At 26.7% G+C, this 21,612-nt stretch carries 24 protein-coding genes; 16 read left to right on the top strand and 8 right to left on the bottom strand.

Annotated features, from left to right (window positions below; translation table 11 throughout):
• The first annotated feature begins 41 nt into the window (after positions 1 to 41).
• Positions 42 to 368, top strand: a complete 327-nt coding sequence (locus Q0J90_RS09595) for an Hsp20/alpha crystallin family protein (protein WP_297277711.1) — start codon at positions 42 to 44, stop codon at positions 366 to 368.
• 57 nt (positions 369 to 425) lie between these two features.
• Positions 426 to 845, top strand: coding sequence for an Hsp20/alpha crystallin family protein (locus tag Q0J90_RS09600; RefSeq protein WP_297277689.1), 420 nt, complete (start codon positions 426 to 428; stop codon positions 843 to 845).
• Between the two features lie 96 nt (positions 846 to 941).
• Here the strand turns inward: Q0J90_RS09600 and Q0J90_RS09605 are convergent, their stop codons facing one another.
• Together Q0J90_RS09605 and Q0J90_RS09610 are read right to left on the bottom strand one after the other, a co-directional pair.
• Positions 942 to 2,231: a dicarboxylate/amino acid:cation symporter gene (locus Q0J90_RS09605; RefSeq protein WP_297277690.1), complete on the bottom strand. Its 1,290-nt coding sequence runs from the start codon at positions 2,229 to 2,231 to the stop codon at positions 942 to 944.
• Between the two features lie 187 nt (positions 2,232 to 2,418).
• Complete coding sequence (locus Q0J90_RS09610; protein ID WP_297277691.1) at positions 2,419 to 3,687, bottom strand: MATE family efflux transporter; 1,269 nt, start codon at positions 3,685 to 3,687, stop codon at positions 2,419 to 2,421.
• 351 nt (positions 3,688 to 4,038) lie between these two features.
• Between Q0J90_RS09610 and Q0J90_RS09615 the strand changes: the two genes are divergently transcribed.
• The 11 genes from Q0J90_RS09615 to Q0J90_RS09665 all read left to right on the top strand — a co-directional run bounded on the left by Q0J90_RS09615 (position 4,039) and on the right by Q0J90_RS09665 (position 13,043).
• Positions 4,039 to 4,818, top strand: coding sequence for a hypothetical protein (locus tag Q0J90_RS09615; protein WP_297277692.1), 780 nt, complete (start codon positions 4,039 to 4,041; stop codon positions 4,816 to 4,818).
• Between the two features lie 26 nt (positions 4,819 to 4,844).
• Positions 4,845 to 5,594 carry a hypothetical protein gene (locus Q0J90_RS09620; RefSeq protein WP_297277693.1) on the top strand — a complete coding sequence of 250 codons (750 nt, stop codon included), beginning with the start codon at positions 4,845 to 4,847 and terminating at the stop codon, positions 5,592 to 5,594.
• A gap of 2 nt (positions 5,595 to 5,596) precedes the next feature.
• Positions 5,597 to 6,406 carry a hypothetical protein gene (locus Q0J90_RS09625; RefSeq protein WP_297277694.1) on the top strand — a complete coding sequence of 270 codons (810 nt, stop codon included), beginning with the start codon at positions 5,597 to 5,599 and terminating at the stop codon, positions 6,404 to 6,406.
• 27 nt (positions 6,407 to 6,433) lie between these two features.
• Entirely contained in the window at positions 6,434 to 7,258 is an 825-nt protein-coding gene (locus Q0J90_RS09630) for a hypothetical protein (protein WP_297277695.1), read from the top strand.
• Between the two features lie 37 nt (positions 7,259 to 7,295).
• Positions 7,296 to 7,865: a hypothetical protein gene (locus Q0J90_RS09635; RefSeq protein WP_297277696.1), complete on the top strand. Its 570-nt coding sequence runs from the start codon at positions 7,296 to 7,298 to the stop codon at positions 7,863 to 7,865.
• Positions 7,866 to 8,050: 185 nt separating this feature from the next.
• Positions 8,051 to 8,812, top strand: coding sequence for a hypothetical protein (locus tag Q0J90_RS09640; RefSeq protein WP_297277697.1), 762 nt, complete (start codon positions 8,051 to 8,053; stop codon positions 8,810 to 8,812).
• Positions 8,813 to 8,990: 178 nt separating this feature from the next.
• A complete protein-coding gene (locus tag Q0J90_RS09645) occupies positions 8,991 to 10,364 on the top strand; it encodes an MATE family efflux transporter (protein ID WP_297277698.1) in 1,374 nt (457 codons plus the stop codon).
• Between the two features lie 116 nt (positions 10,365 to 10,480).
• Positions 10,481 to 10,993 carry an adenine phosphoribosyltransferase gene (locus tag Q0J90_RS09650; protein WP_297277699.1) on the top strand — a complete coding sequence of 171 codons (513 nt, stop codon included), beginning with the start codon at positions 10,481 to 10,483 and terminating at the stop codon, positions 10,991 to 10,993.
• Positions 10,994 to 11,095: 102 nt separating this feature from the next.
• Positions 11,096 to 11,362 (top strand): co-chaperone GroES, encoded by a 267-nt coding sequence (locus tag Q0J90_RS09655; RefSeq protein WP_028331005.1) that lies wholly within the window; start codon positions 11,096 to 11,098, stop codon positions 11,360 to 11,362.
• 223 nt (positions 11,363 to 11,585) lie between these two features.
• Positions 11,586 to 12,758 (top strand): hypothetical protein, encoded by a 1,173-nt coding sequence (locus tag Q0J90_RS09660; RefSeq protein WP_297277700.1) that lies wholly within the window; start codon positions 11,586 to 11,588, stop codon positions 12,756 to 12,758.
• Between the two features lie 6 nt (positions 12,759 to 12,764).
• Complete coding sequence (locus tag Q0J90_RS09665; RefSeq protein WP_297277701.1) at positions 12,765 to 13,043, top strand: hypothetical protein; 279 nt, start codon at positions 12,765 to 12,767, stop codon at positions 13,041 to 13,043.
• Position 13,044: 1 nt separating this feature from the next.
• Here Q0J90_RS09665 and smpB read toward each other — a convergent pair whose 3' ends face one another.
• Both smpB and Q0J90_RS09675 read right to left on the bottom strand, forming a co-directional pair.
• Positions 13,045 to 13,524: an SsrA-binding protein SmpB gene (smpB, locus tag Q0J90_RS09670; protein WP_297277702.1), complete on the bottom strand. Its 480-nt coding sequence runs from the start codon at positions 13,522 to 13,524 to the stop codon at positions 13,045 to 13,047.
• 129 nt (positions 13,525 to 13,653) lie between these two features.
• Positions 13,654 to 14,331, bottom strand: a complete 678-nt coding sequence (locus Q0J90_RS09675; RefSeq protein ID WP_297277703.1) for a DUF305 domain-containing protein — start codon at positions 14,329 to 14,331, stop codon at positions 13,654 to 13,656.
• Positions 14,332 to 14,476: 145 nt separating this feature from the next.
• Between Q0J90_RS09675 and Q0J90_RS09680 the strand changes: the two genes are divergently transcribed.
• Together Q0J90_RS09680 and Q0J90_RS09685 are read left to right on the top strand one after the other, a co-directional pair.
• On the top strand, positions 14,477 to 15,907 hold the full coding sequence (locus tag Q0J90_RS09680; protein ID WP_297277704.1) for a rhodanese-like domain-containing protein: 1,431 nt from the start codon (positions 14,477 to 14,479) through the stop codon (positions 15,905 to 15,907).
• A 9-nt stretch (positions 15,908 to 15,916) separates the two neighbouring features.
• Positions 15,917 to 16,429: a hypothetical protein gene (locus tag Q0J90_RS09685; RefSeq protein WP_297277705.1), complete on the top strand. Its 513-nt coding sequence runs from the start codon at positions 15,917 to 15,919 to the stop codon at positions 16,427 to 16,429.
• A gap of 101 nt (positions 16,430 to 16,530) precedes the next feature.
• On the opposite strand, the gene Q0J90_RS09690 is transcribed toward Q0J90_RS09685, so the two are convergent.
• The gene (locus Q0J90_RS09690) at positions 16,531 to 17,499 is read right to left on the bottom strand and encodes a 3-oxoacyl-ACP synthase III family protein (RefSeq protein ID WP_297277706.1); all 969 of its coding nucleotides are present in this window, start codon (positions 17,497 to 17,499) and stop codon (positions 16,531 to 16,533) included.
• A 235-nt stretch (positions 17,500 to 17,734) separates the two neighbouring features.
• Between Q0J90_RS09690 and Q0J90_RS09695 the strand changes: the two genes are divergently transcribed.
• Positions 17,735 to 18,496: an HAD-IIB family hydrolase gene (locus Q0J90_RS09695; protein ID WP_297277707.1), complete on the top strand. Its 762-nt coding sequence runs from the start codon at positions 17,735 to 17,737 to the stop codon at positions 18,494 to 18,496.
• A gap of 191 nt (positions 18,497 to 18,687) precedes the next feature.
• Here the strand turns inward: Q0J90_RS09695 and Q0J90_RS09700 are convergent, their stop codons facing one another.
• The 3 genes from Q0J90_RS09700 to Q0J90_RS09710 all read right to left on the bottom strand — a co-directional run.
• Entirely contained in the window at positions 18,688 to 20,406 is a 1,719-nt protein-coding gene (locus Q0J90_RS09700; protein ID WP_297277708.1) for an amidohydrolase family protein, read from the bottom strand.
• Positions 20,407 to 20,598: 192 nt separating this feature from the next.
• The gene (locus Q0J90_RS09705; RefSeq protein WP_297277709.1) at positions 20,599 to 21,009 is read right to left on the bottom strand and encodes an ATPase; all 411 of its coding nucleotides are present in this window, start codon (positions 21,007 to 21,009) and stop codon (positions 20,599 to 20,601) included.
• Positions 21,010 to 21,029: 20 nt separating this feature from the next.
• Positions 21,030 to 21,612, bottom strand: a 583-nt coding sequence (locus tag Q0J90_RS09710) for a HemK/PrmC family methyltransferase (protein ID WP_297277710.1), incomplete at its 5' end; no start/stop codon positions are given.

The raw sequence follows: 21,612 nt of genomic DNA on the forward strand, positions 1-21,612 counted from the left end.
GTTTTAATGAAGCATTTAATAGCTTATACAATAATAATGAAATGAAAAGAGCATGCCGCTGCAATATAGAAGAAAATGATAAAAATTATTCTATAGAAATGGACATGCCTGGAGTAAAAAAAGAAGATTTAGAAATATGTATAAAAGAAAATGTATTATCCATTTCTGCAAAACGCAAAAAAACAGTAAAAACAGAAAATGGAGAATCTAAAGAGGAAATCATATCAAGCTATGAACAAAGCTTTAATGTAAGTACAAAAGGTATTGATATAGAAAATATAGAAGCTAATTTAAATAATGGAGTTTTGACTATAACTCTTCCAAAAAAAGAAGAGATTAAATATGAGAAAAAAATTAATATAGCTTAATGAATTCAATTAGAGGTTTATGAGAATTTTTAAAATATGAAATAAGGAGATTTCAATATGTCAAAAAGAATATTTGTACCAACTTTACATTCAATTTTTTCAAATACTAATAGATATAACAATCCTGTACATTACAGAGATTATGAACATAGAATGCTTGATTACAGAATAGATGAAGATGAAAAAAGCTACTGCTTAGAAATTGATATGCCTGGAGTTAAGAAAGAAGATTTGGAAATAGGTATAAAAGAAAATATATTATCTATTTCTGCTAAAAGAAAAAAAATGGTGAAATCAGATGACGGGGAAACAAAAGAAGAAGTTATTTCAAGTTATGAGCAGAGCTTCAATATAAGCACCAAAGGTATTGATGTAGAGAATATAGAAGCTAATTTAAATAACGGAGTTTTGGTTATAAACCTTCCAAAAAAAGAAGAGTTTAAGTATGAGAAAAAAATTGAGATTAAAGGAGAATAAGAAGTAATAAAATAAGCATTTCAAATTCATAACAATATAATCCATAATAATAAAAGGCGTATGTTAAACATACGCCTTAATTTGTTTATTAAAAAATTAACTCCATTTACTCATATCCATCTGTTTAGTTAATTTAGCAACGACAGCAGTACCGCATAAATCTCCTGATATATTCAAAGCAGTTCTTCCCATATCAAGCAGAGCATCTATTCCTACTATCATACCATAAGCAGCAGCCACATTAGCATTAGAATTAATATCTAATCCTATGGAATTAAGAACCATTAAAAGCATAATAGAACCAGCTCCAGGAACGCCAGCCGTACCAATGGCAGCCAAAACTGATACTATAACAACTGTTAATTGAGAATCAAAATTCAAATGATTTCCGCTTGCATTAGCTATAAATATTGCACAAATACCTAAATATATAGCAGTACCATTCATATTTATAGTAGCACCTAAAGGCAAAGTAAAACTATAAATACCTTGATTAATTCCCATTTGCTCATCGGCAATTTTCATAGATATAGGCAATGTTCCGCCGGAAGAACGTGTAACAAAAGCTGTAAATAAAGGCTCAGAAATCTTTTTTAAGAATTTAATAGGATTTATTCCAAAAATAATATTTATTATACTGTAAACAATCACTAATTGAATGATAAAAGAAAAATAAATAGTGAATGTAACTTTAAATAATGATCCGAATGAACTAGGACCATTTTTAGCAAATACTGTAAATATCAATGCCAAAACACCTATAGGAGCATAGAACATTATCCATCCTACAATTTTGATTATAATATGAGTACATCCGACAAAAAATTTATATACTATCTCAGCATTTTCTTTTGTTTTTTCATTATGTCTGCAAAATGCCAATGATATCCCAAAGAAAATAGCAAAAAATATAGTAGGAAGAACATCTCCGTCGCCTTTTGCAAATGAAGCGAATGGGTTTGTAGGTATTGTGGATAGCAATGTATCTATAAAACTTGGTTTAGTAAACTCTTTAGTTGCAGCCATAGCAAAATCTAAATCCATTCCCAAACCAGGCTTAAATATATTTCCTGCTGCCAAACCAAATACAGATGATATTGCAGATGTTGTTATATAAAATATCAATATTATAATACCAACTATACCCAAATCTTTAGGGGATATGCTAGATACACCGCTTATCAAAGTAAATAGTATTACAGGCATTACTATCATTTTTAAAAGTCTTATAAATATAGTACCTATAGGATCAGCTATAGATATAAGTTTTGCAGTAGTCTCAGCAGAAGCATTTAATGAAACTATCATACCAAGAACAGCACCTATTATTAAACTGATAAGTATAAATATCAGCAATTTACTTTTAACATCTTTCAGCATACTCATAAAAAATCCTTGAACAATTATTTTGTGTATTTTAAATTATGTTAATAAATAATCAAAAATCAATACTACATGAGATTATTTTACGTTTTAAACTAAAAAAATATGATTTTTTTTGTTTGATAACAATAAACCAATCAAATAATAATAATTAAAATTTTATTCGTAAAAATAATGTAAATTATATATTTTATAAGTAATATTTTCTCATAAATATTAAAAAATAAATTATTCCTATAAAAACCGGTATCATGGGAGATATAGACATTGAAATATATATGCCTAAAAATCCAATACTATTTTCCAATATCTTTGATAAAATAACTTTAAAAAATAAAGAATCAATAAATGAATTAATAAATGATAAATATGATTTCTGTATTCCTATCAAAAAACTATCCAGTATATACATAACAGCATAAATAATTCCATTAAAAGAAGCACATACTCTCAAATAAAATATTATATCATTTACTGTCTTTTCATCTCCGTTATAAAATACAGATATAATATTTCTTACAAATAAATGTATAAATATAATCACAGTTATTGTAGTTATTACATTAAAAAATACAGCAAATATAACAATATTTTTTATTTCTTTATAATTCTTCTCACCCATGTTTTTTGAAACAATTATACTCAAAGCCTCTCCTATAGACCAAGAAATCATACCTATGAAAGTATTGATTTTTAATCCCATTGTGAAGCCTGCTATTACATCATATTTATTCATCATTATGTTAACTATAAAGTATGATATATTTATTATAAGCATTTGAAATATGCATGGAAAAGATACAAATATTAATTCTTTTATCATATCTATATTAATATTAAAACTTATATATTTTCTTACAAAATATAATGATAACAAAAAACTTATAGCCTGTGATATTATAGTAGCCAAAGCAGCTCCTTTTACAGACATATCTAATATCACTACAAATAAAAAGTCTAATATAATATTAACTAAAGCTGCAGTAATAATAAAATATAATGCAGTTTTTTCCTTTCCTATTGATTTTATTACAGATGATAAAGCTCCGTATAAAAACATAAATAACATACCTATAAAAATTATTTTAATATAGTCATAAGCATAATTAAATGATTCTTTAGGTATATTCATAAAAATTAATATATCTTTAGAAAATATTATACCTATTATTGAAATTATAATAGAAAATAAAATGCTTAAGAATATTAAATTGCCAATACTTTGTTTATATTTTATTACATTTTTAGAGCCTCTGTATTTTGATATCATAACAGAACCTCCTATAGATAATCCCAAAGATATAGAATTTACTATAAACATAATTGAGGCACAGTTTCCCAATGCCGTAATTCCTTCTTCTCCTACTGTATGTGAAATGAATATTATATCTATAATGCTGTATAAATATTGAAGCGTATTAGAAATAAATAATATAATTGAAAATTTAATTAAATACATGAAACTTTCCTTGAATTAAAACAAAAGACAAATGCATACAAAAAATTCATAAACTGCAAAGAACTGCAGTATATTTATTTTTCAATATGCCCCAAACAATAAATTTATAAAATATTGCCGGAGCTTAATTCAATAACAAGTTTCATACATATTATGATATTATAATTAACATAATTTTCAAGTATTGATATTATTATAATTTTATTTTATTATAAACATATAATGTATAATCTTAAAAAAATTAATATATAAATACACTACACTACACTACACTACACTATAATAGTATATATTATTGACATAATAATAACTTGATTTTATAATATAAAAAATTATTTATGAAATACTAAAATGTTATGCATTAAAATACAATCTATAAAAATAGTATCAATAATAACTCTCTTATTATCCTTACTATCATCAAATTTATTTGCAGAAATAGATTTTAATTTTATTGTGCCGTTTGGATATAATTACACTTTCTCTGATGTAAAAATGACGGGAAGCTATATTTCCTTAGTATCTTTAAAAAACATAGATTATTATGAAGTTGGTGTGCAGTCTCAAATAGGATATAATTTTAATACAAAAAACAGTGTTTTTAAAAGCATAAGCATAATGGCTGAAATAGGTTATCAATTATCCCCAATGTCAATATCTTATAATAATTCTTACAGCGAAGTTACAAACAATATATTATTTCACACTTTAAATATAGGGCTAATTCAGAAATTTTATGTTTTAGACAGATTATCATTCGGCATAGGAGGAGGAATAAGAATACCTTTCTCTGCCGATGTTAATGTAAAAGGAGATGATGTAAGATATCCTCCTATTCCTGTTAATGATGGAAAGTACAATTATAATTATATAAAATCATTATTCGACAGCAGAGTTATACCTTATATAAAATTAACTATGTACGGATATTATTTCTTTAATGATTTTGTTTCTTTGATTGTAGGTCTTTACATCACATACAGTATGGATATGAACTTTAATACAGATAAATTGAATTCTTATCTCACCACAGCATATTATCATAGCTATTCATATTCATCTATAGGAGCAGGTATTAATATAGGTATATCAATTGGAAGAAAAGGAAGCAATGAAATAAAAAAGAATTGAATGATTAACTTAAAGGTTATTATTTTATGAGAAAGTATTTAAAATACATTATACTTATTTTTATTCTTTATAATAATGTTTTTGCCGGTATAGATTTTTCTTTATTTGTACCTATTGATGGTAATATATCTATTTTAAATAAAAGTATAAATACTCAAGATCATTTAAGAAATGTATATGAATATGGATATTGGAGTGCTGGGGTTCTTTCAGAAATAGGATATAATTTTAAATTCGATAATAAATATATTAACAGCTTGAGTATAGTAGGTACTATCGGATATATGGCTTCAACACTTCCTATTGAAGTTAGTAAAGAACTAATCGGAAGATTTTATGAAGTTACATTATTACACACCTTAAATACAGGGGCTTCAGTAAAAATAATCAATAATGTAACTAATCATAATCTTTCTTATTCTATAGGTTTAGGAGGAGGAATAAAAACTCCTTTCAGAGGTAATGTTATAAGCCAATTAGCAGCGGCAGATGAATCGGTTTTAACAGGAAAAGAAGAATATAATTTCAGCGATATAAAAAAAGTATTTAAAAGTGTTGTTATACCATATATAAAACTTGATGTTAATTTGTATTATCATCTGACTAGAAATGTATCATTTTTGGCCGGACTCTATTTTAATTATAATTTTGCTTTTAAATACAATACTGATTATATAAATAATTTTGCAGGCATGAAAGTATTTGATAAATTAGAAGTTTCCAGCTTTTCTATGGGAATATCTTTGGGTTTTGCTATAAGGGATAATGGTTATTAATTATGAAAATTATAAAAAATATTATTATTATACTAATTATAAACTGCTTAAGCATATTTGCTTCTAATATAGACTTTATAGATTTCAATTTGTCTATTCCTATAGGAGGAAGCTATAATTTTTTAAACGGCTCTATCAATGAAAATAAGGTTGCTGCAAATCCTTCGCTTTTAATACCAATACCGTCATTAAAATCAGGCATTTCATTTGAAATAGGAGTTCTAGCACAGCTTGGATATAATTTCAAATTAGAAAACAGCATATTAAAAAGCACAAGCACTATGATTGATTTCGGATATTATATGTATCCTATGGCTGTTAATTATAATCAAAATATACTTGGAAATGAAGATGTAAAATCTACAATAATATTTCACACTATTAATATAGGTGCTATTCAGAAACTTTATTTAGGCAATAATTTTGCCGTAGGATTAGGCGGAGGAATAAAAATACCAATGTCATTTACATTTGATAATATAGATTCAAAAGTGAATAATCCTCTCCCGCATGATAATAAAGGAAACCGAGATTATATAAAAGCTCTTTATGACAGTAAAGTAATACCTTATGTTAAACTTACATTGGAAAGCTTTTTCTTTGTACATGATATTATAGCATTAAATATAGGAATGTATATTTCATACAGTATAGGAATGAATTACAATGTATATAAATTAAATGATGAACTTTCAAAGGCTAATAATGTTCAATACACAGAATATTATAATAAACTTAATTCTTCATCTTTGGGAGTCGGATTTATATTAGGAACTTCTTTCGGAAGAGTTAATCCTAAACTGCAGAATTAATAACAATAAAAAAATGGAAAATAAAAAATGAAAAGAATTATTATTTATATTTTATTATTTGTATTATCTGTTTTTAACAGCAGCAAAGTTTTTGCAGGCATAGAAATTGATGCTTATATTCCATTCGGCGTGAGTTTAACTTATATTAACAGTACAGTAAAAAATAAAGATTATGTAGAAAATTCATTTAAAAAATTCTATGACAGATCTGCAGCAGAAACAGGTATTTTAGTCAGAGGCGGTTATAATTTTGATTTAGGAAATAATCTTATAATAGATAGTATAAGTTTAATGCTTGATATAGGCTATTATATGGCTCCCGTATCAATATCTTATGTAAACTCAATTACAGGAACAACATCTGAAACAACTCTGCTTCATACATTAAATACAGGACTTTCATTAAAATTATATTTTTACTCATCATTAATAAATCTTTACTACTCTATCACATTAGGAGGAGGAGTAAAAACTCCTTTCGGAGGAAATGTTTTAAACAACAGTGCTTTTACAGATGAATCTATACTATACGGCAAAGATGAGTACAATTATAGAGATATAAGAAATTTATTCAAAACTCCGGTTATAGGTTATTTAAAATATAGTATAGACTTCTATTATATGCTTACGGAAAAAGTATCTATTATGTACGGACTTTATGCTTCCTATGATTTTGGTATGAACTATAATACAGAATATCTTAACAGCAGTAAGTATTTAAAAGATTATGCCAATGCCAGCTTATCTCAGGCTCCTATATTCGGATCTCTAAGCTATAATAATATAAGTGCCGGTATTATATTCGGGCTTTCTTTTGGAAAAACTCATGCTAAAGTTAAATATGGTTATTAATTTATTATAATGTAAATATAATTGTAAGGATTTTATTATGATTAGAAATATATCATTAATAACTTTTTTAATGTTATTTATGATTTCTTGCAGTAATGTAAAAATATTAGATCCTAATGAAAGAGATGTTGAAGTTCAGTATGTAGAAAATGGATATATTTCCCAAAATGCAACTCCTACAATACAATTTAAATTAAAAGATTTTGCCGATGATTTTACAAATATATGGTGTTTAGAATTGGGTAGTAGTACATCATACGATTTATATATAAAAAATGATCTATTTAGTATAAATTTTAACAGAAATGATTATAAAAATATAGACTATATACTTTATGCTTCTTATAGAGGTATTTGGTTAACAGGTAATTTTAGAGTTACTAATGTAAGTATAAACGGCAGTCAATTAACATTAACTTTTGAAAAACAAGTTAATGGCAGTAATACTGTAATAATAGATTTGGGTACAGATTTAGATACAATAATGAACAGCATTAAAACTTACAGCTATTTATCAGATAAAGAAAATTATCATTATAAAATTGTTATCCTTACAATACTTATATATTCTTCGCTTCAGGCAAATGGTATAATACCAGTTTATTAATTTTAATAAAGATGCATAAGAATTTTTTAAATAAATAATTAAGGAGGATTAAATAAAAATTGCAAGCCTCGAATAGCAGAGGATTATAAGCGGACAATTTTTATTAGCAACAACCATAAAATTGTGAGCCTATAGCAAATTATTTGCTATAGACTTATAAGCGAACAATTTTTATTAGCAACAATATGAAAGCAGTAATTATTTTTTTAATTGTAAATATAACTTTATTTGCTCAATTTGAAGTAAATGCATTTATTCCTTTTGGAATTAATGGGAGTTTCTCATCTATAACATTAAGCAGCCCTAATCATACTTATGAAAGTATAAAAGGAAATTTAGGCGGAGAGTTCGGAGTTATTGCACAGCTTGGATACAATATGAAATTAAATAAAGATATCCCTATCAACTCTATAAGCTTTCTTTTTGAAACAGGATATTATTTAAATGCCAATACTATAACTTATGAATATCCTTATGCTAGTTCATATGATTATTTTAAAGTTACAGAAACTTTAACATTTCATAATATTTTAATAGGCTTTAATCCAAAAATAAATTTTCAAAATTTTTCATTAGGTTTAGGTGTAGGAATGAAAATACCGCTGTATGCATATGTTAATTATGCATATGTTAATAATGAACAAAAAGACGGATTTTTTGAAGGCTCTTTAATGTATCAGGATGAAAAGAATTGGAATTATAATATTATAAAAAAATTGTATAAAGTGCCAATATTTCCATATATAAAAATAAACTTTGACGGACTTTCTTATATAACTGAAAAATTAGCATTTTTATACGGCGGATATATAGCTTATGATTTTTCAATGCCTTATAATATCGATAATATAAAAATATTAGATAAAACTTTAATAAAGAGCTATCAATTATCTTCTTTATCATTTGTGTTTTATATAGGTATTTCCTTTGGAAGGAATAATGATTAAAGTATAATAATTAAATTAAAGCCATAATAAAAATACAATGCTTTACATTAAAAAATTTATAAATAATACATTTTTCATGTTGACTTTATTTTTTTGTGATATAATATCTCTTCTCATGCACTTATTTATGTAAAAAAGAAAATTCAGACTATATTAAAATTCATTACTGAGGAAAATTATGGAAAAAGATAATATGCTTGAATTAACAGTAGGCAATGTAAGCAAAGGCCTTATAAAATTAGTTATACCAATGATATTAGGAAATTTATTAAACATAGCATACAATATAGTTGATACAATTTGGATAGGACAAATGATAGGCCCTAAAGGACTAGGAGCTATTGCTGTAAGTTTCCCTATTATATTAATATTAATGGCTATTGCATCCGGAATAACTGTTGCAAGCAATATTTTAATAGGACAATTTTTCGGTGCTAAAGATTATGATGCTGTGCTTCATGCTTCAAAAGTTTCTACTACTATAAGTTTAATAACCGCTTTAACTTTGGCAGCACTTGGATATATATTTGCACCTCCTATAATGAAATTTTTAAATACAGCAGACAGCATAATGGAATATTCTGTAAGCTATTTTAGAATCAGCATGATAGGTTTTCCTTTTATGTTTTACTATTTTTTGGTATCTGCATTGCTTAGAGGTATAGGAGACACTGTAAGACCTTTAATATTCTTGGCAATAGCCTCTGTATTGAACTTAATATTAGATCCTTTAATGATAAAAGGAATAGGACCATTTCCTGCTATGGGACTTGACGGAGCTGCTTATGCCACTGCTTTTTCACAGTTTGTATCTGTTTTGGTCAGCATGATATATTTAAAAATGAAAAACAGTATTGTTAAAGCTAATCCTTTTAATATAACTTTCGATTTTAATATAACCAAATTAATGCTTAAAATAGGAATGCCTTTTGCCGCTATGCAGTTAATAGTATCTATAAGCTGGATGTTTTTAAATAGACTTATAAATACTTATGGAGAATCAGCTTCTGCTTCTGTTGCTGTATCTATGAGAGTAGACTCTTTGTCATTTCTTCCTCTTTTAGCATTATCAGCAGGCATTGCCACTATGGTAGCTCAGAATATAGGAGCTAACAAAATGGAGAGAGTTAAAGAAATATATAAAGTAGGAACTATTCTTTCTATAGGAATATCCGGATTTATGGCAATTTTTTCTGTATTATTCCCGGAACTCATAGTAAGAATGTTTACTGATGATATGAGTGTTTTAAAATATACAAGAAGTTATATTTATGTTGTAATGCCTTCTATAATAATGCTTTCAGTGATGTTTGCAACTAATGGAGTAATAAACGGTGCCGGCAAAACTTTTATGCTTATGATATTTGCATTTATGGCACATGTTTTGATAAGAGTTCCTCTTGCATATATAATATCGCCTAAAATGGAGCTTTGGGGAATATGGACTGCTATGGCAATAAGCAATCTATTCAGCATGAGCTTTAGCCTTATGTATTATTTCTCTAACAGATGGAAGAAAGGTGCTAATATAGCTTCTCATTCAAACGCTTAAATGTATTAATTTAATAAATTAATTTATTAAACGATTGATTTTTTTGTTAAAAGTATTATAATTAAAAATTGTGTAATTTGTTTACATAATAATTTTTTATTATAACGGGGTGTTATATGGAGTTAAAAGATTATATAAGAAATATACAAGATTATCCAAAAGCAGGCATATTATTTAGAGATATTACAACATTGCTTCAAAATAAAGATGCTTTCAAATTGGCAATAGACAAAATGGCAGAACAAGTTTCAAATGAAAAGATAGATTTTATAGTAGGAGCAGAAAGCAGAGGTTTTTTGATAGGTTCTGCTCTAGCTTATAAAATGAACTGCGGTTTTATACCTGTCAGAAAAAAAGGAAAACTCCCTTATAAAACTATTTCAGAAGAATATGCTTTAGAATATGGTACTGATACTCTATTTATGCATGAAGATGCTATTAAAAAAGGAGACAGAGTTCTAATAGTTGATGATTTAATAGCTACCGGAGGCACTGCTTTAGCAATGATAAAAATGGTAGAAAAATTAGGCGGAATTGTAGTTGGATCATCTTTTTTAATAGAGCTTAAAGAATTAAATGGAAGAAAAGAAATATCAAAATATCCTATTAATGTTTTGATACAATATTGATATTATTTCTTATTGACTTTTAATTATTTTTATTATAGAATTATCGAAAAAATTATAAAGCAAAATTTATTTAAATAAATACATTTTTAAGGAGAGACTTATATGGCATCTATTAAACCATTAGCAGAAAGAGTGCTTTTAAAGGTATTGGGACAGGAAGAAAAAACTTCAAGCGGAATATTCATTCCAGATACATCTAAAGAAAAAACTCAAAAAGCAGAAGTTGTTGAAATAGGCGACAGCGAAAATATAAAAGTAAAAAAAGGCGATATCGTTATATATGATAAATATGCTGGAATACAAATAAAAGAAGGCGATACTGAATATTTAATAGTAAAAAATGAAGAAATAGTTGCTCTTATAAAATAATAAATAGCTATAACTGATATAAAAAGAACACTAAGCTTCAAAAAAGCAGTGTTCTTTTTTTACTTATTGATAATTATAATAGTTATATTTATTGTTAATAAAACTTTTTCGTATCATAAAGAATTAATAAATTAAATAATATATTTTAATATATTATTTAATTTTATTAATTTGTTTCATAAAATAACATTGTCTTTAAATTTTGTCAGGAGTTTTTTTATAAATGCTGAAATATTTTATAATATTTATTGCACTATTGAATGTTATATATGCACAAGAATCTACAAATCAAACTAAAACATCAGAATATACTTTTACATACGAAAAAGAAAATAATTTTAATATATCTGATACTAATGCTTTGAATGAAGTTTCGATAATGATAGAAAGAAGAGGACTTCCTCTTGTTAATAGATTGGTAAGGTTTACATCATTAAAGCCTGATGTATTTACATTTGAAAATGCAGTAGAAAATGAAATCTCATTAAAAGAGATGGATGAAGAAGAAGAAAATACTAATGAAGTAAATATGTATACAAATGTTTATATAGTTCCTACAGATGAAAACGGCGTTGCAAAGGCTAAATTACATTTAAATGGCACCGGTGAAGGTGTTGTTCTTATGCATATACTTTATGTAGGCTCAACAGGCAATACAAATATATCTTATGAAGAATTTGCTCATGTAAATATTTATGATGATAACGACAGCTTTTCATATAAAATATTAAACGGAGATGGAAAAAGTATAAATGTTAAAGGTTCAATGATAATGACATTAACATTATTTCCAGCTCTATTTTTAGTTGCAATAGCATTGATATTAATAAGCTACTTCAAGCATATTTATGATGAATACAGAACTGCTAAATCTAAAATAATAATGTATACTTTCTTCGGATTTAGTGCTATAAAAAAGAATTTTAAATTGATGATGATAATTATACTGATAGAATTGATTATAGTTGCAAGTTTTATGTTTTTAGACAGTTATATTTTCTCAGTATTATTAATAGCTTTCTTTATATCTGGATTTATAGTAAAGAGAGAAAAAATATACTCTATAGCATTTTTTATACTCAGCTGTATTTCAATGATATATCTTTATCTTCAAACATTTATGAATTATTTAGGACTTGAATGCCTATTTAATTCCAGCATAATGGGAAATCCTGTATTTATATTCCTGTTATTCATAATATTAACAGCATTAGCAGGCGGAATATATATACCATTATCCATATTAGTTTTATATAAAACTATATTTAATATAAGCGACTTATCTTTAATTATGGCATTGATTGGAATATTTATAGCATCTGTTCTTTACATAGTTAAAGTAAAAAAAGATATACCATTTTTATATTCTTTGAATCTGTTAAAAATAAAAGATTAATATATTATGATTTTTGATTTAATTAGAGATTTAGAGCTTATTTTATCAGATATTACTTTTACCGGTATAAATAATATTGATTATAATGTAATAGATAAAATTAGCTCTATATCAAAACAATTTGAAAAAATAGGTATGAATCATTTAAAAGATTTGCTAATTGATTTAATCGATTCAATAAAAACATATAAAACAAATGAAAATAAAAAAGAAAATATCAAATTAGTAGTAAGCAATATTTCTAAAATAGAGTTTTATATAAGAAATACTTTGTCTTATGAATAAATTATTTTTTAATATATCTTTCCATTTCTCTGTCTAAAGTTTTTCTCTTTAGAGTTTCTCTCTTATCATGTAATTTTTTACCCTTTGCAAGTGCAAGCTCCGCTTTAACTTTGCCTCTTGAGAAATAAAGTTTTATAGGTATAAGAGTAAGTCCCTGCTCTTTAATTTTTCCATATAAACGTTTCAATTCTCTTTTTTTCATTAAAAGTTTTCTTTCACGCAAAGGCTCATGATTATTTCTATTGCCGAAATGATAAGGCGATATATGCATATTAACTATAAAAAGCTCGCCTTTTTTAAAAGAAGCATAAGAATCTGCCATATTGACGCTGCGTTCTCTTAGCGACTTAACTTCGGTGCCAAGAAGAACAATACCAGCCTCAAATTTTTCTATAAGTTCATAATTAAAAAGGGCTTTCTTATTCTTAGTTATTTCTCCGGAGGAAATAGTATTGCTGGATTTTTTATCCTTTTTACTCATAATCTTTTACCATTTCATAAAGTATATAGATTATACTAAAGAATTTATATTTTGTCAAAATATTTTATAAATTATAAAAAAATAAGAGTTAGAATAAAAAATTCCAACTTTTATCATTATTTAACTAAATTATTTATTAGTTAATGTACTAAGCATATTATTCATGTCGGATATTTCTTTTTCCTGAGCGGCTATTATTCTATTAGCTATTTCTTTTATTTTATCATCTTTTGTACACTCTAATATTTTCTTTGATACATCAATAGCTCCCTGATGATGAGGTATCATACCTTTTAAGAAATCAATATCATTATCAGCAGTAACTTCTATTGCAGACATATCAGCCATCATTTTATTCATAATAGCTTCCATATCATTTCCTATAGCAACAGTGTCAATCTCAGCATAGCTTATATTTTTACCTTCCAATTCTTTAACTAAACCAGTAAACTCAGCAACTTCTTTTTCCTGTTCTGATATTATATTATTTGCTAATTCAGTTAATGTTTGATTAGTTGTTGTCTCCAATAATTTTTTAGAAGATAAAATAGCTCCCTGATGATGAGGTATCATATTAGCTAAAAAATCAACATCAATATTTGCTGTTTTTTGAAAAGGCTGTTCCATCATAGGAGCATGCATTAAATTAATTATTTCTGAACCTACAGTATTATGTGCAGAATGTGCTGAATGATCCATAGCAGCTTGATTAGTATCAGCAGCAGCACTGTCTCCTGAAGTTTTCTGTCCGCATGACATAATTAAAATAGAAGATAACATCATAAATATAAAAATTATTTTTTTCATTTTTTCCATCCTTTAAAGTTAGTGCTATCTAAAACTATTTATTTAATTAATTGTAAAATAAAAAATCATATTTATTTTAAAATTGACTTTATATGCATATATATTATAATCTTACGCAAAAATATTTACGGAAGGTTTAATCATTATGAAAAAGTTATTCTCTATAACTATTATATCTTTTTTTATTTTTCTAATTTCATGCTCTCAAAAATTTGATAATACAGATACTGCTGTTTCTAAAGGTACTGTAACAAATATATCTATTGAAGAAGCTCAAAAACTTTTGGGAAATACAAACTATACTTTTATAGATGTAAGACAGGAATCAGAATATATAGGCTGGAAAATAAATTCATCCGAAGGCGGACATATAGAAGGAGCTTATGATTTCACAGCAGACTGGTTTGATATGCTGGCATCAGATAAAGAAGTTTTAACAGAATTAGGAAGAAAAAAATTATATCCTCCTATGAATTTAATTATTTATGATACAAAAGAAGCTGATACTAATACTGCTCAAAAATTCGCTAATTTAGGATTTAATGTAATGACTCTTGACGGCGGAATAGATGCTTGGCTAGAAAAAACAAAAAGACCATTAGAAAAAATGCCTAATTATGAAATATTAGTTTATCCTAAATGGGTATATGATTTAACACAAGGAAATAACCCTGATGTACCTAAAAATAAGAAATTTGTTATAGTAGAACTAAGTTACGGAGATATGGAAGCAGATTACGAAAAAGGTCATATACCTGGTGCTGTTCATGTTGATAGTAAAGTTATAGATGTATCAGGGCCTCAAAATTTAGAAGAATATGAATTTCTTACTTTAGAAGAAAAGGCTAAATTCTTCAGAAGACCGGATGATGCCAGCATAGAAAAAACTTTATTGAGTCTTGGCATAGATAAAGACACTTTGGTTATAGTATACGGACCTAAACCTTATGCTAATACAAGATATGCTCTTATTATGAAATATGCAGGCGTTGAAGATGTAAGAGTATTAAATGGAGGAATTAAAAGATATAAAACAGATAATCTTCCTTTAGAATCCGGAAAGGTAACACCTACTCCGGCAGCAAGTTTCGGAGTAAAAGTACCTGCAAATCCTCATTGGATAATAGACTTGGAAGAAGAAAAACATCTTATTAATGATACAAATGCAGTTATAGCATCTGTAAGAAGCTGGCCTGAATATTTAGGAGAGGTAAGCGGATATACATTTATAGGCGAAGCTAATGATATACCTAATTCAAGATTTGCTTATGCAGGTTCCAATCCTTATAATTTACTAGATTATAGAAATCCAGATGAAACTATGTTTAACTATCAAATAATAGAAGACAGATGGATATTATGGGGAATAACACCTGATAAAAGAATATCATTCCATTGCGGAACCGGATGGAGAGCAAGCGAGACTTTATTCTATGCTTTGGCTTTAGGATGGACTAATGTAACATTATATGACGGCGGATGGTATGAATGGCATTTATATGAGGATCTTCCTAGAAAAGAAAAAGGTGTTCCTAAAGATGCACCTGAAACTCCTGTATTTCATTATACTTGGTAAAAATATTAAATGAAAAAAATAATATTTGTTTTATTATCTATATTATTTTTAGTTTTAGCCCAGTTGGCAAAAATTTATATACCAAATGCCGGATTTTTATATAGCAATATTGTATATATATTTTTGCTGACTATAGGTTTAGGATTATGGCAAAGTATATTATTTAGCTTTATTTATTTTGCTTTAATGCAGTATTTAACATTAAAAGCTGGAGGAAATATAAACATTTCATCTTTTTTAGTAGCTTCATTTCAATCTTTAATAATATATTTATACTGCAGAAAAACATTTAATATAAAAAAGGCTGTAATTACTCCAATAATATTATCAATATTCGCATCTCTATTTGGAATAATTTTAAATGCAGTTTTGACTAATAATATGTCTGACATACCAACAAAGTATATAAATTATATGATATATTCTTTTAAAAACGGAACTCTATTTTATAAATATTTCTTATCAAGTTTTATTTGCTATATATTATATAAATTAATATATTTATTTGATAAAAATAAATAATCAATAAATAAAAGTAGGGCATTATATAAAAACATATTATAATGCCCTATAAACATTTATACAGTCGATTTTTATTATTAGGAAAATTTCTTAATTAAATATTACCAAATCATTAATGTAGAACCCCAAGTAAATCCGCCTCCGAAGCCTGTAAGAAGAACTAAATCTCCGTCATTAATTTTATTATTTTCTAAAGCATCAGTTAATGCTAAGCCTATACTTGCAGAAGAACAGTTGCCGAATTTATTTAATACTACGCTTACTTTATCCATAGGAAGACCTATTCTCTTAGCAACAGCCTGCATTATTCTTAAATTAGCCTGGTGCGGAACGAAGAAACTTACATCCGATAATTGTTTTCCTGATGTTTCTAAAACTTTATCTATACTGTTTGAAAACTCTGTTACAGCTCTTTTAAATGTTTCAGAACCATCCATATATATTTTAAACTCAGGAGCCTCTAAATCATCAGCTCTTATAGGACATACACTTCCGCCGTTAAGAACTATACTCATATCAGGTTCGCTTTGCATATGCATTCCTATAATTCCTTTACCGTCATCTCTAGTAGTTATTAATGAAGCAGTGGCAGCATCTCCGAAAAGAATAGCAGTTCCTCTGTCTTTCCAATTAATATCTTTTGTTAATTTTTCGCAAGACACTATAAGAACATTTTTGCATTGACCGCTTTCTATCAATGCAGTAGCAGTATTTAATGAATATATATATCCTGAACAAGCAGCTGATAGATCCAAAGCAAAGCAATGCTTCAATCCTAAAGCATTTTGTATTTGTCCTGCCATTGAAGGAAATATATAATCCTTTGTTACAGTAGGAACTAAAATAGCATCAACCTCATTCAAATCAACACCTTTTTTTTCTAATTTCCTAACTGCATTAAGACCCATTTCAAATATTGTCTCATCCTCTCTAGCCATATGTCTAGTTTCTATTCCAGTACGTGTTATTATCCATTCATTATTAGTATCCAATATGCTCTCAAAGTATTTATTATCTAATATCTTTTCAGGAACGTAATATGCTATATTTTTTATATATGCTCTTTTCATAGTGCTCTCCATAATTTATACTTACTAGGATTTTTCATTATAATAGTGTAGTGTAAAAAATTAAAAAATCTATAGCTAATAATAACTATTTTTTTAAATTTTATACTAGTATATATAACTATATTTGCTTTTTATTGTTTTTTACATATTAAATTATATAAAAATGATAAATAAACTAATTGCATATTAAGGAATATCAATTATAATTGAATATAATAAATTAAAGTGAGAAGTTATGAAGTTATTTGTTAGCGATTATGATATGACTATATACATACATGAAAAAATAGACAACAGTGTATTTGATGCCGTAAAAAAATGGAGAGAGGCAGGAAATATATTTGCTATTGCCACTGGAAGAAATAAATTTTCTATATTTGAACATATTGACAGGCATGGATTGGAATTTGATTATTTGATAGCTAATAATGGAGCTTTAGTTTTTAATGAAAAAAGAGAGATGATATTTAAAGATACTATTGATGATGATATTTCTTATGAGGTTATAAAGTTTCTGCATGATGATTTTGAAGGTACTGTAGAAATTGCAAATGATGAATATATTATATCTGTAATATCAAAAGACGGTAAAGATATACTTCCTTTCAGAGTTGATAAAAAAATAAATATTAATGAAATATATAATATAAAAAATATTATACAGATAAATAAAATGACTGCTGATTCTAAAGCAACAGAAGAAGTAGCAAATGCTGTAAATAATAAATTTGATACAGTTATAGCATATCCAAATATTAGAACAGTTGATATAGTAAAAAACAATGTGAATAAAGCTAATGGTATTAAATTCTTAGAAAACATTATTAAAAAAAATAATAATATAGATAAGATTCTAGTAACCGGAGATTCAAATAATGATATAGAAATGATTAAACAATATAACGGCTATGTTCAGATAAATGCAAAAGAAAATGTTAAATCTATAACAAATAAATATTTTAATATTATATCTGATATTATTTATAAAGAACTATAAAATACAGTATTGATTTAGGGTATTATACAAAATATAAAAATGGAGGTACTATATGTGAGGAATTGCATGCATAATCGGTCTGATTATAGCTGGAATAGTTAGCTTAATTGATAGATTTAAAGGAAAAAAAGAATAGCCCCGCATTATTAAAATGTAATAATACAGGGCATTTTATTTAAATAATAAATTAATTATGCTGCTTGATAAACTAATTTTCCGTCTATATAAGTTTTTAATACTTTAGTTTTAGTAATATCTGTAGGAGCTATTTCAAGAATATTTTGATCTAATATTATAAAATCTGCTTTCTTTCCTACTTTTATAGAACCTAAAGTATCTTCAGCAAAGTTCTGATAAGCACCATTTATTGTAGCAGAGTCCATCATCTGCTCAACACTTACTATTTGATCAGCACCAAGCAATGAATCAAGCTCGCCTTCTAAATTCATTCTAGTAGCACCAATCTGTATACCGTCTAAAGGTCTAGGAGGAACTGTTACAGGATAATCGCTTGCAAGTGATACAACACAGCCTGCATCAAATAAATCCTTCATAGGATATTCATGCTCTGCTCTCTCTCCTAAATAAGGAAGCTCTAATTCATAGTAGTATCCGTCTTCTTTAAAGAACCAATAAGGATTAGCAACTGCAACTATATTTAATTCTCCCATTCTTTTTATATCATCTTTATTAACTACTTGTAAATGTGTTATAGCATGTCTTTTATTAGTAGCACCAGTTGTTTTTTGAACATGCTCAAGAGCATTAATAGATAATCTTGCTGCTGCATCTCCTATAGAATGTATATGTATTTGAAGTCCTAACTCTTCAGCTTTCAAACATATTTCATTCATAGCATCCTGCTCCCAAAGTCCTACACTTCTAAATCCAGGATCAGAAGTATAATCTTCAAGCATGTATGCTGTTTTTCCTTCTACTACACCGTCTGCAAATAATTTTACAGTTGTAAGTTTAAATTTATTTCCATTAGCTTGTTTTTTCAAATCAGCTATTACATTTAAATTTGATATAGGATCATTCTCTGCAAGAACTTGGAATCCTGAAAAATAAGTTAATTTTAAATCGCCGCTTTTATCAAGTTCATTTAAAGCAGAAAATAAATTTTTTCCGTCTGTATTCATATTTAACAAAGGATTGAATATAGATGTAACTCCATAAGATAGAGCTTCATCCTGATATGCTAATATACCGTTTTTATATTCTTCAACAGAATAATCCGGTAATTTAGTTAATATTAAATCCTGAGCTTTTTCTCTGAATGTTCCTGTAGGCTCTTTAGTAACCGGGTCTCTTTCTATCACTCCGCCTTCAACATCCGGAGTATTAGCATCAACTCCTGCAATTTCCATAGCTTTAGAATTTACCCAAATAGAATGATAATCCTGAGATGTTAATACTATAGGAATTTCTGTAGAAATTCTATCAAGTACATCTTTAGTAGGACCATTCTTAGGAGTATATCCATTTCCCCATCCGGAACCTCTCAATATTTTCAAACCTTCATGCTCAGCAACAAAGTTTGAAACTATTGTCTCATAATCTTTCATTGACTTTCCGTCATATAATTCTACTTGGTATAATTTACCTATACCTCCTAACTCAGCATGTGCATGAGCTTCAAAAAAACTAGGCATCGCCATACCGCTTTCTAAATTAATTACTTCGGTATTATCACCTATAAACTCTTTTACTCCTTCTTCATCTCCAACATATTGATATACACCATCTTTAATAGCAACAGCAGATACCATTTTATTATCCGCTTCAGAAGTGTATATTGTACCGGTTATTACAGTATCCGCATATTTGCTTCCGGCACCATTACCGCAACCAATAATAATAAAAGAGAAAATTAGTAAAATGATTGGTAATAACGTTTTTTTGTTCACTTTTTGTAAACTCCTTTAAAATAAATTTTTTAAAATGAGATACAATTTTATATTAACTTTTCAATATATACAATAATATATATGCAGTTTTTTTGATTATTATTAAAAGAAATTTAATTTTTATACAGTTTTGTAGTAAATGAACAATAATTAAATATATTCAGTATTATTTTTTATTAAAATGAACTAATATTAATTTGAATATTTTTCTAATAATTCATCTATTAATTTTATTTTATCTTTGTTTTTTATATGATAGAATTTACCTATTGTAGTAGGAAAATAATCTTCTTCTTTTAATTTATATATTTTTACTTTGGCAGCTATTACCCAATCTGCAATATTAACTCTCTCAATTTCATTTTTATTAAATTTAATATTAAACTTATCAAGAGAATCAGAATCAGTTAAAGCCTCTGCAACAGCAACAGTAGTTAAACCGTCTGCTATCATTATTCTAGTGCCTTTTAAAAATTTCTTCTCTTTTACCTTTTCTACTCCAGCCTTCACTTCAGCAAATACAATATTATGCTTATAAAATATATCTAAAAGTTTAATATCTCCATGCTCTCCTCTTCTGCTTCCAAATTTCACATACTGCATATTATTCTCCTTAAAACTTATTATATATTATTACAAATAAGAAATCTATCTTTAGAGCTTAAATCTTTTTTTACCTGAACATTTTTTATATTTAAAGAATTGCATATATTAATCAATGACTCTCCCTGATCATAACCTATTTCAAAAAAGAAAGCTCCATCATCTTTTAAATATTTTTCTATAATACTTAAAAAACTTTTATAAAAATCAAGTCCGTCATAACCAGAATATAATGCATTTTGAGGCTCGAACTCCAAATCTTTCTGAAGTGAATCTTTATCTCTTAAAGGCACATAAGGGGCATTTGAAACTATTATATCAAATTTATTTTCGGGTGTAAAACTTAAAGCATCTGCATTTATTATATTTATAATTTTTTCATCGCCTAATATATTTAAAGCATTTTTCTTTATAACTTCAAAAGCGCCATTACTAATTTCAATTGCTGTAATATAGATATTTTTATTTTCCTCTAAAAATAATTTTTTTAATGTTATAGGTATATTTCCGCTTCCAGAACCAATATCACATATTGAAATATTATCTTTATCTTTTGTATAATCCAACACCAAATCAATAAGCTCTTCAGTTTCTGGTCTTGGT

This window comes from uncultured Brachyspira sp. (genome assembly GCF_944390595.1).
Taxonomy (GTDB): Bacteria; Spirochaetota; Brachyspiria; order Brachyspirales; family Brachyspiraceae; genus Brachyspira.